Origin of the sequence: Flavobacterium suzhouense (assembly GCF_042684765.1) — a bacterium.
Classification (GTDB): Bacteria; Bacteroidota; Bacteroidia; order Flavobacteriales; family Flavobacteriaceae; genus Flavobacterium; species Flavobacterium suzhouense.
Genome location: NZ_JBHUMD010000026.1, coordinates 67,749 through 82,291 on the forward strand (window position 1 = coordinate 67,749; position 14,543 = coordinate 82,291).

Sequence of the window (14,543 nt, forward strand, 5' to 3'; positions counted from 1 at the left end):
TGTCACTCATTAGGTATTTTTTGATTTGCGTACTTTAGGAATGGAGTTGCCCTGTGAAGTGTTGGTCTCTGTTTTCAAAGGTCAATTCTCCTTTGCTCATTAAGGACTCATCCGCGACATCCATAAAAAAGCCGCATTCCTGCGGCCATACTTATACAATGTAAAAACTATAGGTTTACAGGTACAGTCCTGAAATTCCCTAAATTGATAAACATACCCCGCTGCTCGGTATGACCTTTCCGAAACAGCTGCCACAACAGCGAGCAGCCCATCTGCGCCAAAACCGAATTCACAAACAAATCCTGTTTTTCAAGTGCCTCTGCAAGGGAACAGCTTGGCGTATTATCATTGTCCGATTGGCGAAGCAGTTCCCCAAATTCCTCGGTTACGAACGGCAGGCTTTCCACAGTATCAAACTTCTCCGATTTCGGTTGCTTGATTTTTCCTACAGAGGAAAGGATAACCTGCCCTGTGTCCTTACTGTTGCCATAGTCCATCCAATAGCGGGGCGTATCGGCTCGGTTTGAGCTTAAATTTAAATCATTTAATACTTCGGCTATATAGAATCGTGCTGCTGTACTGTCCACGCAGGAAATATAAATCGCATTCCTGCCTGTCGCTGTATTAACGGTAAAAGGCTTTTCGACGGCTTTCCATGCTGTGCCGAAAAAACGGTTGGTACGGGTAATGAGGGCGGTTGCTTTGGATAACTCGACTTCACACTCTGCAAATAACTGCCTGCCACGATTGGCATCAGTAATTACATCATCATCCCACAGGCTGACCTGAAAGCCTGCGTGTCCCAATTGTTGCAGGCTGTGGGACATCCGTGCCAAGCCTGTCAGCACCTGTGAGCCTGTACCGCCTGCACCAATCAGGCATACGCTTATCGGGTTGGTCGGGTTCAATAGTTCGGGGGCTATAAAGTGGGCTTTTTTCGTTTCCATTACAATAGTTTTTTAAGGGTTAACGGTGTAGGTCTTAGGGTGTCGGTCGGGAATGGCTTTTCAGGGTCTGCCATCAGTTCTTTGTAGAGGTTAAACAGGTTAACACCTACGGGGTTGTGGTCATTGATGTGGTGGGAAAAATAGCTTTCAAAGAAATACCCCTGCCATGCCGTAATGAATTCCTCTAAGGTGGCAGCCGATTTAATGGCAACGTTTACATTACCCATACACACGTTGCCCTTTTGGTACAGGTTAAAGAACGGGGCATGGTACAACGGGGTTTCTGCTTTGGGCTTGGTCTTGCTTTTGAGCGCAAAAAGTTGCAGTTCCTTTTTAGTGGCTTTCCACACGAGCGCAGGCAGGGCAACCGTGCCGTTTTGCAATCCCAGGCTTTCGGTAAAGTACATCTTTTGACGTTGGGCTTTGGTATACCATACCACGCTACCGTTAGCGGAGGGGTCGATATGTAAAACGTTAGCAGGCAGTATGCCCTCGGGGCGCAGGAATGCCTTTCCTGCCTGTTCTCGTGTATCAAGGGCTTTGGCAAGGCTTTGTGCTTCCCTTACGGTTAAAGGGTGCGGGTTTACGGGACTGCCCGTTTCGTCCATGTCGTAATACTCAATATAGGGGGCGGTAAAACCGCTTGCAGTAAAAACTACAAGGGCGGCTTTAGGTTGGTATAGAGGGATGTTTGGTGTCATAATCGTAGTTGTTTAAGAGGTAGCACAATTCATTTAAAAGTGGGAACAAACGGCATTCAAAATCAAGGGTGTCATTATCTTGCGGTTGCCCATTAAAGAAGCGTTTTAAAATAGGTTCCTGTTTGGAGGTGCTTTCATTAAAACAGGCGTTAACCGATTGTTGTACGTTTTCATACAGCCACCCATCAGTACAGGCGACAAAGCCGATGTATTTTTCCATCGTAATGCATTCGTAATCATCAAAGTCATCGTTTTCATAGTCGGGCAGGGAGCTCGTATCTGCGTGTTTGTAGATGGAGGTTTCAGGGTAGTCCTGCCACAGGGTGTAAAATTTTTGGGTGATTTGGTGGCATTCCCTATCAAAATCATCACAGGACGTAAAACTTTTGAGCCATTCCCCAAAATGGTCAAAGTGTACCGTATTCCATATCCTGCGGAGCATGATTTCCCCGTAGTGCTGTGCAGCCCGTAACTGACTTACATAGTCGTTGTAATCTGTTTGCTCCCAATCATCGGGGTCATTGGTTACCCATTCGGTAACCATTTCGTACTGCCAATACAAAAAACTGTCCTCGGTGTAGTAGGGAATATTTACGGTATGAAACAGATAGCTGAATATACAAAGTAACAGCCGTGCGCCTTTACGGTGCTTTTTGTCCTGCATCATATAATGCAGGGGCAGCACAGGGATATAGAATAGCGTGTTGCCCGTATAACAGGTTTCTGTTGCCTGAACCGTAACCCTGCTGTTATCCTCTAACAGTTCCAAACCGATATGCTGTGGAAATTTTTGGTTCAGTAGCCTGCCTGCTTCGTGCAGGGCAACCTCCCTCCCGTAGGGATAGGCAAACGCTGCGGTATCTACAGGGGTTATTTTGTAATGTTCACACAGCAGTTTAAAACTCCGGTAAAAGTCCTCTTTTTCGCTGCTGCCTGCGATTGCCTGCCCTGTGTAGTGTGGCAAAAAACGGGTTTTCAGAAAACCATAGGCAGCAGCCCCACAGGGGCTGAGGTTGGGCGGTCGGCAAGTACTTCTGCGGTGTCTTTCCTGCGCTGCAAGCCCGTCAGGAACTCGGCTGCGTTTTTGTGCAGCAGCTTTTGCCTTTTGTTTAGGGGCAGCCGTAACTGCCCCGCTATTAATTGTTGCATAATCCATAACATTAAATTTTACATTATCCCTTTGTTCCCATAGTGGTTTCAAAACGGTACTGCAGGGTATCGTTTGTAATTTCAGGGCCGACCGCCTTGGCAGTCGTTAGTGTCGGGTAGGTATTGGCGTAGAAATGCATCACGGCTTCCACGCTCCATTTCGGGTCGGGGTCGGTCAGGGTAAACTCATTCCCCTTGTCTTTCATCAGGAACACCCTCGGCAGTAGTGTGGTCTGTAGCATCTTGTTCGGTTTTAGGTTCAACATTCGTTATATCGGTAGCAGGCTGTTCTGCGCCAAACAGGTCGGGGCTGAACTGAGCCGACAGGCTCGACCTGCGGTTGCGCAGTTCCTCGGATTTGTCGGGGAACTCGGAAGTTTTGGGAACTTTTAACCACGCTTCCCTGTATTTGCCTGCTGCTTCGAGTTTATCGACTTCCGCCATAATACCCTTGTATTTCATTTCCTTGATTTCCTCGGGCGTGGCGGGCTTGTCCGATTTATCGGCTTTGTCCGCCTTTTCGGTTTTCTTCTTTTCCATCGCTGCATTTTTCCTGGCGGCTTCCTGCCCTTTAAGAAACTGCCCCATATTCACGAGCAGTTTTGAGGTTTCAGTTAGCGGTGCGCTGACAGCATCAAAAAAGCCCTCACAAAGTTCCTTTGCACTGCCCCTTAAAATTAGGGGCGGTATATGGTTTTTGGCAGCATCCCCACAACCGTCATTTTGCAGCAGTACGGAGGTAGTCAGTTGTTCCCCGTCCTTTTTAACGGTAATGTTCAGGCAGCCCTCGAACGGGATGGCTGCGATATGGGCGAAAAAATTGGTAACTGGCATAACGTTTATTTTGTGGGTTTACTTTTCGGTTCGGGGTTGCTTTCAATAACGCGCCTAATCAGGTTCAGGGCGGTTGCGGTGTCAAAGGCATCCGCTGCGCTCATGGCAACATGGTCAAGCCTTTCCATAATCGGCAGTACTTTTTTTAGGGTGGTTACTGCCTTGCGTTCTGTGGTTTGTGCTAATATGCTCATAATAATAAATTTTATGCTGCACCGCTTGGCGGTGCAGCGGTTAACTATCAGTTAAATTGCAGGGCAACCGCCCCGTTTTTGGCAAAGCCCCCGCACAGGTCAAAGGCTTTTTGTCCCCTTGCCTGTGCCGTACCGCCCAAACAGATGGATTTTAGTTTGTCCTCATCCGTTTTAAAGCTGCGTACATTTTGGTAGTAGCCCGTAACGGCATTGTAGGCACCAAACAAAGTGCCTTTAGTGGTCGCCATCGTTTGGGTATCGTCTGCCATTGCATACTCGAATGCCGTATCACAGGCGTTTTTGTACATTGTTGAAAGTTCTTCGGTAGCCCCTTTCTTTAAAAGGTTGTAGGTTTCTTTGTTCGGGCAGAGTGCCAACTGTATCAATTGCTTTACCTGTTTATCTTCAATACGCACGTTAGCCCACTCGTTAAAAATACCCTCTAACTGCAACGACAGGGTATCGGCAACGCCCATCACTTTGTGCGCCTGCTCCAAACGTTCTTTAGCCCCTGCGGTATGACGTATGCGCACCACGTTGGTGGCGGTTTTCAGGGCTGCGTTCAGGGTATTTTGGCAGACGATACGTACAGGCGTAAATGCTGCCGTAATGCTTCCGCTGCCATCGTGGGAGGTAGTCAGGAATATGTACTTTTGGGTCATGTCGTCCCCGTTACCCACACGGATATAGCCGGGCAGCTTTGCGGTTATAAAAATGCGTTCCCCGTTGCCGAGTGCACCTGCGGTCTCATACAATATACCGTCTCCATCGCCTACAATAGCATCGAAAAAGGCAAACGCATCGGCATTTTGTACGATTTGGTAGTCTTTACCCACCATACCAAAAACGGCTTTGGTATCGGTGCGCATGGTGGCGAACTGGTCGGGTACGGGGTATGTCTCGTAACCGCTTGCACCCCTTGTGAATATCGGTGCTTTGATTACTTCGTAGTCCAAGCCTGCAACGGCTATCGCTTCACGGCTTGTAGGGTAGCTTTCCACTATCTGCCCAAGCCCGTGCCATGCAGGCTGCTTTACGCTCATAAAGGCGTGTTGCCCTCTTGCTTCATTGAAATTTATATTATGTGCCATGATATTACAATTTAAAGGTTAAACGGTTTTAAAACGGGAGGTCATCGTCGGGGGCTGTACCATTGGGTACTACTTCGGCTTCGTACACGGGTGCTTCGCCTGCTGCGGTCTGGTTTACAGGCTGCCCTTTATCTGTGGCTGCCCCGCCACCGTGCAGGGTAATTTTGGAGGTGTGGAAGTTCAGCCCCGCCTTAGCGTTGCCTTCGCTGTCCACCCAAGCCCGTGCACTTACACGCCCTGAGAGTTCTACAATAGTTCCTTTGGTGAGGTACTGCGCTATGCCTGTGGCTATCCAGTAGGAACAGTCAAAGAATTCGGTCTGTGTGATACGTTCCCCGCTTTTTGCCCTATAGCTGTCACTGACCGCCACCGAGAAGTTCACCACCTGCCTGTTGTCAGACAGCGTACGCACCTGGGCATCCGCTGTCAGTCGTCCTGTAATTTCCATAATCGAAAGATTTTAAGTTTGACAAAATGTTCAATCTGCTTTCCCCAATCCCGCATAACATTTTCCAAAAGAAAAAACGGAAAAAAAGAAAGCCAGCCCAAAGCGGGCGGTAAGGGCGCGGCGTGCTATAAGTCCCGGAGGGTGGCCCGCGCGGCAGCCGGAGCCATTATGCGCACGGAGCAACCGCCGCCTGCTAGCTTAGCTGCCCTTTTTGGCCGTTTTCGCATTGAAAATGTTCTTTTCCGCCGCCTATTATGTTTGAAGTACTTTCGGAATATGGGCAATAGTGTTAAAAATTATTTATTTTTATAATCCAATTAATAAACACCTTATGAAGCATACAGCGGAACAACTGCAGATTTTTGATTTTGTAAAGAATGATGATGGACATGGTATTATAGATGCGGTTGCCGGAGCCGGTAAGACTACCACGATTATGGAGTGCGTCAAGTTTGTTCCTAACAGGAATGATATTTTATTCTGCGCGTTCAATAACAGTATCGCCAATGAAATCGCCTATAAATTCAGCCAAAAAGGGTTTCCTGAAGTAGTTGTGAAGACCATGCACTCGTTAGGACGAAGTATCCTTCATGAAAATAACGGAACAGGGCATCCGATAAACCTTCGGGAAGACAAATACCGTGAACTCCTTAAAAATGAAGAACTCCTGGAAAAGATCAGGCCCTTTTTTGAAAATATTGCTACCATTAACGACTATGATATTACACCCTTTGATGATAAGGCTAAGTTTGCTTTAAATAATTTATATTCTACTATCAGGAGTAAGTTGCTGGAGATAAATCAGAAGTATAGGGCCACTCTGACAAAAGATGACATTGAGAGCTTTAAAGAGATGGCTATTCATTATAACCTGTTCAATGACATTGATATAAAGAAAAAAGATTTTCATAAAGAGGCTCTCAATTATTTTGAGGCACACCGTATCATCCTTAATGAGGGAAATGATCTTTCTGAAAGGACAATGATTATCGATTTTACGGATATGTTGTACCTGCCATACCACTGGAAATTAGAACCTTCAAAGAAATACAGCTTTCTATTTATCGACGAGTGTCAAGATTTGTCCAGGTCACAGTTAGCTATTGCTATGAAATACGGAAAGCGGTCAGGACGTATTCTGGCAGTTGGAGATCCACGCCAATCTATTTATGGATTTACAGGAGCAGATATAGAATCATTCTATAACATACAAAAAATCACAAAAGCCAAGGCACTTCCCCTGACAGAATGTTTTCGCTGTCCGGCAGATATCGTGGCATTGGCACAAAAAATAAGGAGCGACATCAAAGGAAACAAACCGGAGGCGGGTAAGATTCATAAAATTGCTTTCGGTGAGATTGTAAAACTGGCAAAGCCCGGTAATCTCATTATATCAAGATTTAGAGATCCGATCATTGTCCTTGTTTTTAATTTTATTGATGAGAATATTAAAGTCTATATCCACGAAGATGAGGCAAGGGAAATCATCAATGAAATAAAGAATATTTTTAAGCAGGAAGAACTTAATGCAATCATCACCCATCAGCCAAAGCAATTTGAGTCCATTTCCGAGGCTGTTCTTAAGCGATGGATGTTTATTATAAATAAGAACGCGGCACCCATAATTGATAGTAAGGAGCGCAACCTTTACATAGAAGAGCAAAAGGACATCCTGGAGCAAAAGCTACGGTTCTTAAATAAGAAATATGAGTTTTGGAAGGAGGAATGCAGGACACTGGTGGATATCTTAAAGAAAATTAAGGAATTCATATCCGCACCAAGCAATTCCATAAAGCTATCAACTATCCACAGGGCTAAGGGGCTTGAAAATGAAAGGGTATTCATACTTGGATATGACCAGCTTCCATTTAAGAGGCTATATCATAAAGATTGGGAAAAAATCCAGGAACTGAACCTCAAGTATGTTGCCATCACCAGGTCACTTCACGAACTATTTCTTATCGAAAGCAACAATAAGCAAGCTATAGAGGAAGAGGGAAGCCTGTTCGATACAATGCCAATTTAAAATAGTTTATATCTCACGGTTGTAAAAACAATGACTAGACTTAAAGAAAAAATTAAAGATATTTCAATACTGGATATTGCTCAGAGACTCGGTATTGAAGTTAAGGGAAAAAAAGCCCTATGCTTCACTGGACATGATAGGAATCCAAGTTTGAGTTTTAATGATAAGGATGGGTTTTTTAAATGTTTTGGTTGTGAAGCTAAAGGGGATCAAATTGCGCTGGTTCAGCTTTTTTATAACATAGACTTCAAGAATGCTCTAAAGTGGTTCATTCAGACCTATAATCTTCAGTATTCTACTTATTTATCAGAAAAGAGTGAATTACGAGTGGTAACTTCCGTTATAAAGCAAGCAAATAATGACTTTGAACCAAATTCGGAGATTTATGAATATCTAATGAATTCACTAGATCTTAGTAAACGAGGTAAAGAATATCTCACTATAGACAGGGGGTTTAAGCCAGAAGTAATCTCGAGACTTGAGATAAAGGATATTAATAATCCAAAAACTGTATTTGAAGATCTCAGTCAAAAATGGGGTCTTGCTGCACTTGAAAAATGCGGTCTATGCAAGCATGAAAATGGAAAATATAAATTCATTTGGTGGGATTATGTAATAATTTTCCCCTTTATCGACCTCAATTATAGGATTACCTACATTCAAGGACGAAGATTAGACCTCAGTAAAATAAATATTAAATATGTTAACTTAAAAGGTGTCCAACCACAGCTGTATAATCTTCCAGCACTAATAGAAGCCAAGCCCAGAGGGAAAATTTTCCTCTGTGAGGGGGTTCCTGACACTATCTCAGCGATTCAGCTTCACAAAACGGCTATAGGCGTATTAGGAGCAACTAATTTTCGAAAGGATTACTTAGATATGTTAAGTGATTACCAGATTAATATAATACCTGACGGCGACCAAGGCGGTGAAACTTTTATGAAAAGTGTTGTTAGTGCTTTTGCATCAATAGGTAAGAGCGTACAAAAGATAAATTTGGGACCATATAAAGATTTAAATGAATATCTTAAACAAAATAACAGACCATAACAACCTTTATTGGGCATGGCTTAAAGTAAAAAGCTTCTACAAACCAGGAGACATATGGGTCAACGAATTAGAAGTAGCGCAGTTTGAACTGGATCTATCAAACGAGTTGGGATCTATACATAATGACATTAAACAAGGGTGCTATAGTTTGGCTCCGATCAAGCCTGTTGCCTTTCCAAAAAGTAAAGGAGATAATGGACCAAGAACTAGGCAAGCATTCTGGATTTCAGTCCGGGATCAGGTTGCATGGACAGCAGTTGTAAATATAATTGGACGCTATCTGGATTCTCAAATGCCGGCATGGAGCTATGGTAACAGATTATACATAGCAATGTTCTATGATGAGACCTTAAAGTTTGGTTATTATAGGAATACTAATAGTGCTACCTACAGGAAATGGTCACAGAGCTGGCCATTATATAGAAGGCATGTAAATCTCACTACAAAGTACATGACACGAGAGGCTGACTTTATAGAAGACCTAGATCCTTTCGAGCAAAAGATTGTAGAAATAAATGAAAGCTTATCAAATCATCCACTTAAGTCTCCCTATCTTGATCAAAATTATTGGAAAAAGGGAACAAACGAGCTTTATTGGGCTGGAATAGATTTGGAGAAGTTTTATCCCAGCATTGATAATGAGGCCATAAGGCGCAACCTCGCAGCTTATCTGCCCGAAAGCATAATCTCTTCAGAATTAATGGCTCTGGTAAATCAGTTGCTAAATTTTACTCTTGATTATTCCGGTTGGTCGGAGCGGGAGTTGGAAGATGTGGGGTTAAAGCAGGTTAATCTTTCGTTTCCACATGTACCTACAGGCTTATTTGTAGCCGGGTTCCTCGCAAACGTAGCCTTATTGGAAATAGATGAGTTGGTAAAGCGAGAACTAATGGAAAATCGTAATATTGCCCATTTTAGATATGTAGATGACCATGTGATCTTAGCAACTTCTTTTGATGAACTTACAGCATGGATCAAAAAGTATGAAAAGATAATTGAGGAGTCCGGTACTGGTGTCAAGTACAATCCAAGCAAAACCGAACCAAAGGCACTTGCGCAGTACTTAGAAGCCCAAGAAAATACTGATGACAAATTAGAGTCTTTCGAAAAAGCTAAAGATGAATGTAGATTAGATCCCGATTTTCCAAGTCCCCTAATGACCAAGACGTTGTCCAAAGTTTCTAAAATTGCCGGTACGGCATTTAATTTGCTTGGGCCTGAAGAGGAAAAAAATGTAATTGCGGATGTCGAGCATTTGCTAGTTACGGAATTTCCAGATCATGAACTACGAAAAGACACTAGGGTTTCTTTTGCTGCAAGGATACTGACTACCTTAGTTCCGCAAATTAAATTAGATAGTAATGAAGAATACAGACTACATAAAAATATATGCTTAAAGAATATAGCTATATCTAAGGCGCAGAGGTCTCATGACCCTGAGGTAAAAGCGACCGCTGTACAACTCATCTCGGAAAAAAATGAGTATGAGAAATCCTTGGCGATAGAGAAGAAAATGCTAAGTAATGAAGAAAAAAGAATAGCTAATGGTACAATGAAGCTCTTATCCAAGGCGATCCAGGATAATCATGATAAGGTACGGTTATGGGGAAGGTATGTTGAATTTATGCTTAGGGCTGGAGTTGGTACTCCAAAGGCTTTAATAGGGGAAATTGATAAGTTGACGGAGCGGAAAGAACTAAGCGAATTATCAAAAACATTTATAAATGCCCTCATCCTCCAAGTTGTTACAAATCTTTTATTTGAAGCACTTCGTATCATAATTAGCATTAATTCATCCTCAAAGAAAAAAGATAGAGCGAGGAAATTCATCATTACTATGTTAAACGGGGATTTACTGAGATATCTTGAAAAAGATTTTGATACGAGGGAAATGAAGTTTTATGAAAAAGTATCCTTTCATCAATTTATTACTGTAAACAAGGCAATCAGCTATATTATTAAGGATGGTTTGTTATCAATTTCTAAAAATGAAGATTTAAAAGCTATTAATATTGAAGATACGTTAGGTCAAAACAAGATAATCACCGATCATGACTACCCTTCAAACGTTTGGGCTTGGTGGCTATTCAATAGGCTGCCGAAAGATTCAAACAATATTCCTATTTTACGAGATAGGATTGTCGATGAACTTTCGTTATTGGATTCGAGGGATTTTAATATTGTTCTTTTAAATCCAAAGAATATTCCATATAAGGTATATAGAAAAATGGGAGCAAATGCAGATTTTGACGTTCTTGCAAATGAGGCAGTTTTGTTTGATGCTTACAAAGATATCGAACGAAAGAAAGCGCTTAAGATTCCTGTTTTCACTAGGATAATAAAAAAAGACAAGAAGTTTAAGAATAACTATACACTCTATGATTGGATTCTTTGGTCAGCTATAGAGGCAAACTCGCACAAGGCTGCAAAAAATGGTGTTCCCATTTTCGATCCTAGGCTTGGCGAGTGGGCTGCTCTCGAGATTATAAGGCAAGTTGCAATAAATATTAAGGAAAAGAATGAAAGCATTGAAGCATTCATTAATGATGATAGTGATTTCATGACTTTTGTTCATCCCCATAATTTTAAAATACCTTCCTCTTGGATCGACGATGGAGAGAACTTGACTTGGGAGAAACTAGGAAATCTCTTCGGGGGCGGGAAAGTACTAGTTCAAATGCGTGCCAAAGAAAATATGATTATTGAAAACAGGTTTATTCCTGCATTTGAAGAAAATTTTGAGCCTCAACAGTCCTTGCTTTATACATTAGGAAATATGCTTGTATCACTTTTATCAAAAGATGCAATTTTGCCCGACAAATGGAATCCAATAGGATTTCAGCAGGCGTGGTCTGAATTGGCAAGATATAAATTACGAAACATTGCAGTCTCAACCTATACCCGTACTATAATTAGTTCCTGCTTTTCGAAAAGGAATATTGAGACCCGATTTAATCTAGGATTACCTCAACTCAATTTCAAGATTGATGATGATACAAAGTTTGACCCCCCACCATTAAAGAATATTGATGATTTCATCAGCTTGGTAAATTATGCGTTAGATAGACTTAAGAACCAACAATTACTGGTATCTAGCCAACAGCCGAGGCAGCTAACGCCTGTGAGCTTGGTGCAAATGAAAAAGGAGGATTTTTTTGATATGGAAGAAAAGATAAATACTGTAGAATAATGCTAAGGGACTTTATTAATATCGGCTTTATCCAGACCGTTGTGGAAGGTAGCGTGGCATGGCCTGCAGGGACGTTTCAGATGAGCGTCGAGAGTGAAGAGAGGGTGTGGGCTGAACTAAAAAAAGGGTTCATTGACCTGATGAATGGCTATGAACGGCCTAATATAATCGTAATACCTGAACTTTCTGTTCCCCACGGATATGAGATGGATTTACGCAGGCTTGCAAACTCATCCTCAACAATCGTGATTGCAGGCATTGATTTTTTTATAAATGGTAAAGATGTTGCCAATCGTGCTACAGTTATTGTTCCTGATAAATGGCCTTTATCGAATCCTTCACGTACATGTTCACATTTCTATTTCGGTAAAACATTTTATTCAAACGAAGAAGAGGAAATGTTCAAAGGTTCAAATTTGTTACAGCACCCTGAGATTTACATTTTAAGCGCGGGAGAATTCGGTAATATCGGTGTAGCAATATGCTCTGATTTTTTCGATATTGAAAGATTTGTGGTCTATAAGGGAAGAATCCATCATCTAATAATAATATCACACAATAAGGATACGGATTCTTATTACTTTCTTGCAGAGGCAATTGCAAGGCTTGTCTATTGCAATGTAATAATATGTAATACGGGAGAATTTGGAGACTCAATAGCATTTACTCCGGCTAAAGATTCCTGGAATAGAATTTTGTATAGGCATAAGGGGCCAGGGCTATTCTCTAGTCAGGTGGTTAGTTTGCCTGTAGATTCACTTGATAAGGAACAAGATAAAGGGATTAAAAATGTATTATTTAAGAGCCGCCCTCCGGGATATGAAAAGAAAAAGTTCTAAGACTATGCCAAAATATTACAAACGGTATAGGATCAGTTCCCATTAATTACTTGCCTGAAAGTAAGATTAATCCTCGGCAACATCTCTTTAGCCGATTTCGGTATATGATGCTCCCAAAAAGTATTAGTAGTTCCCGACATAAGTAACAATGTTCCGTGATTCAAAGGTATCTCAACCTGGGATACCGATTTGTCGCGCTTGTGCCTAAACCTAAACGGTCTTGTCTGTCCGAAGGTCACGGAAGCAATATTGGGATTGCTGCCGATGCGGTGTTCGTTATCCGAATGCCATGCAACACTGTCGCTGCCGTTGCGGTACAGGTTCAGTAATACCGCATTAAAGGACAGCCCAGTTTCCTGTTCCACCTTTTTTCGAAGTGCAAGAAGCTCCGGAGTCCAGGGCAGGGCGCCTTCACCGGCCTCTTCAGGTTCGCCATGCCAGGCAATCATACGTGGAGCGGTAACAATCTTATCGTACATCGGCATCTGATATTCCCGCCATGATGTATTATGGAGTAATTTTTCATAAAAAATATCCGCTTCCGCTTTCGGTACAAAACCATCATACTGCATCAGCTCCATATCCGGCAGGTCGTAATAGCGTTTTGGGGCACTGCCTGTGGTAAACAATTCCGTATCTTCAAATAGTGTCATCATATCTCATTTTCTTCCTTTTCTTTCTACTCTTTATTCTTCGACAGGTACTTCAGCGCGCAAAACCTTTCCGGGATATTTCTCTGCAAAGCCTGTAATGAGTTGCATGATGTAGCGATTGCTGTGGTAAGGAGTTACATACTCCTTTAGCTCCAAAGCTTGTGTAATCCCCACATCCGATGATATATAGCCCATACCATAGAAATGCCCGTTTTCCACCCAGATGCAGCTGCGTTCCTCACCGGAGCGCCCCTTGTCGACAATACCGAAACTCGATTTGCCTCCCACAATATGCTCCAAAGCCTGTTCCACTTTAGCATTGTGCTGTTTTATATCGGGCAGATTGGCAGTACCTTTTTTAATAACGAAATCCCATGTATCCGGTGTCCCGTAGTGGCAGAACCGGTGATCGATACCGAACTCCCCGGCCAGGGATAGGAGTAGGTTCACCCCCTCATGCAGGGAAAAGAAGTGTTCCACACAAGTTTGTCCTTTGGCCAGTTTCCCGACGCCAAGGTACTTATACCCGCTACGTGCCTCATAGTGGTACAGCCCGAATTTCGGCTCGAACTTCTTCAATGCCCTGTTGTGCTCCGGCCACAGCTTTTTGATCTCGCAGCATTCGAGCAGCAGTGCCATAAACTCGGTCCCGCAGACCTCGTGGGAGATGGAGTGGATATCACGCATAAAGTTCTGGCGCTGGGGTGTAATCTTATGTCCGGAGAAATGCTGTGCTACCCTTTTTTTGATATTCTTGGCCTTCCCGACATATACCACTTTCCCCACCTGATTATTGAAATAGTATACCCCGGGCTTTTCGGGCAATTGCTCAAATTCGGATTGAGGCAGGTTGGGAGGCAGGTTCTGGTCGTGCGAATTCCGCTTGATCATCTTTGCTATTTCCCCAGCCTCATCCCATAACAGTAATCGGGAGAGCAGGATGGCCGTGGCATCCGCATCCCCCCCGGCACGGTGGGCACGTGTAAGGGGTATATCCAAAGCGCGGCACAGGTTGCCCAGACTGTAGGAGGGCAATCCCGGTCGTACCTTACGGGCAGCCCTCACGGTGCAGAGCTTACGTGTGGTCCATTTCAGCCCGGCATGCTCCAGTTCATGCCTTACAAAGGAATGATCGAAATTCACATTATGCGCCACAAATATCCGGCCTTCCAGCAGCTCCAGTACCTTTTCGGCGATGTCATCAAAAATAGGCGCGCAGGCCACCATCTCGTTATTAATCCCGGTCAGGGCAAAAATCGGCAGGGGTATTTCCTTTCGGGGATTCACCAGGGTTTCCCAGCGGTCGATCACCTTTATCCCGTCATGGATAATGATGCAGATTTCCGTGATGCGGCTCCCCGAGGCATTACCGCCCGTGGTCTCGATATCTACTATAGCGTACTCGTTCTTTCTCATCCTGC

Annotated in this window: 14 protein-coding genes; 4 read left to right on the plus strand and 10 right to left on the minus strand. The window is 43.2% G+C overall.

Annotated features, from left to right (window positions below; all coding sequences use genetic code 11):
- Positions 1–167: 167 nt before the first annotated feature.
- The 8 genes from ACFSR3_RS11135 to ACFSR3_RS11170 are packed head-to-tail and all read right to left on the minus strand — an operon-like array spanning position 168 to position 5,364.
- Positions 168–947 carry a PRTRC system ThiF family protein gene (locus tag ACFSR3_RS11135; RefSeq protein WP_379821039.1) on the minus strand — a complete coding sequence of 260 codons (780 nt, stop codon included), beginning with the start codon at positions 945–947 and terminating at the stop codon, positions 168–170.
- Positions 947–1,648: a PRTRC system protein B gene (locus tag ACFSR3_RS11140; protein WP_379821040.1), complete on the minus strand. Its 702-nt coding sequence runs from the start codon at positions 1,646–1,648 to the stop codon at positions 947–949. The genes ACFSR3_RS11135 and ACFSR3_RS11140 overlap by 1 nt, the downstream gene beginning before the upstream one ends.
- Positions 1,617–2,849, minus strand: a complete 1,233-nt coding sequence (locus ACFSR3_RS11145) for a hypothetical protein (RefSeq protein ID WP_379821041.1) — start codon at positions 2,847–2,849, stop codon at positions 1,617–1,619. The genes ACFSR3_RS11140 and ACFSR3_RS11145 overlap by 32 nt, the downstream gene beginning before the upstream one ends.
- Entirely contained in the window at positions 2,821–3,039 is a 219-nt protein-coding gene (locus ACFSR3_RS11150) for a PRTRC system protein C (protein WP_379821042.1), read from the minus strand. The genes ACFSR3_RS11145 and ACFSR3_RS11150 overlap by 29 nt, the downstream gene beginning before the upstream one ends.
- Positions 2,984–3,631, minus strand: coding sequence for a prtrc system protein e (locus tag ACFSR3_RS11155; RefSeq protein WP_379821043.1), 648 nt, complete (start codon positions 3,629–3,631; stop codon positions 2,984–2,986). Before ACFSR3_RS11155 ends, ACFSR3_RS11150 begins: the two co-directional genes overlap by 56 nt.
- A 5-nt stretch (positions 3,632–3,636) precedes the next feature.
- Positions 3,637–3,825, minus strand: coding sequence for a hypothetical protein (locus ACFSR3_RS11160; RefSeq protein WP_379821044.1), 189 nt, complete (start codon positions 3,823–3,825; stop codon positions 3,637–3,639).
- A 47-nt stretch (positions 3,826–3,872) separates the two neighbouring features.
- On the minus strand, positions 3,873–4,916 hold the full coding sequence (locus ACFSR3_RS11165) for a DUF932 domain-containing protein (RefSeq protein ID WP_379821045.1): 1,044 nt from the start codon (positions 4,914–4,916) through the stop codon (positions 3,873–3,875).
- A 28-nt stretch (positions 4,917–4,944) separates the two neighbouring features.
- Positions 4,945–5,364: a single-stranded DNA-binding protein gene (locus tag ACFSR3_RS11170; protein ID WP_379821046.1), complete on the minus strand. Its 420-nt coding sequence runs from the start codon at positions 5,362–5,364 to the stop codon at positions 4,945–4,947.
- A 331-nt stretch (positions 5,365–5,695) separates the two neighbouring features.
- Here ACFSR3_RS11170 and ACFSR3_RS11175 point away from each other — a divergent pair, with 331 nt between their 5' ends.
- Genes ACFSR3_RS11175 through ACFSR3_RS11190 form a run of 4 tightly spaced genes read left to right on the plus strand, consistent with a single transcriptional unit; the run spans position 5,696 to position 12,469 of the window.
- Complete coding sequence (locus tag ACFSR3_RS11175; RefSeq protein WP_379821047.1) at positions 5,696–7,390, plus strand: UvrD-helicase domain-containing protein; 1,695 nt, start codon at positions 5,696–5,698, stop codon at positions 7,388–7,390.
- A gap of 30 nt (positions 7,391–7,420) precedes the next feature.
- On the plus strand, positions 7,421–8,440 hold the full coding sequence (locus ACFSR3_RS11180) for a CHC2 zinc finger domain-containing protein (protein ID WP_379821048.1): 1,020 nt from the start codon (positions 7,421–7,423) through the stop codon (positions 8,438–8,440).
- Entirely contained in the window at positions 8,409–11,630 is a 3,222-nt protein-coding gene (locus ACFSR3_RS11185; protein WP_379821049.1) for an RNA-directed DNA polymerase, read from the plus strand. Before ACFSR3_RS11180 ends, ACFSR3_RS11185 begins: the two co-directional genes overlap by 32 nt.
- Positions 11,630–12,469, plus strand: a complete 840-nt coding sequence (locus ACFSR3_RS11190) for a hypothetical protein (protein ID WP_379821050.1) — start codon at positions 11,630–11,632, stop codon at positions 12,467–12,469. Before ACFSR3_RS11185 ends, ACFSR3_RS11190 begins: the two co-directional genes overlap by 1 nt.
- A 32-nt stretch (positions 12,470–12,501) precedes the next feature.
- Here ACFSR3_RS11190 and ACFSR3_RS11195 read toward each other — a convergent pair whose 3' ends face one another.
- Both ACFSR3_RS11195 and ACFSR3_RS11200 read right to left on the minus strand, forming a co-directional pair.
- Positions 12,502–13,125 (minus strand): alpha-ketoglutarate-dependent dioxygenase AlkB family protein, encoded by a 624-nt coding sequence (locus ACFSR3_RS11195; RefSeq protein WP_379821051.1) that lies wholly within the window; start codon positions 13,123–13,125, stop codon positions 12,502–12,504.
- A 30-nt stretch (positions 13,126–13,155) separates the two neighbouring features.
- Positions 13,156–14,538, minus strand: a complete 1,383-nt coding sequence (locus ACFSR3_RS11200) for an exonuclease domain-containing protein (RefSeq protein WP_379821052.1) — start codon at positions 14,536–14,538, stop codon at positions 13,156–13,158.
- Positions 14,539–14,543: the final 5 nt, after the last annotated feature.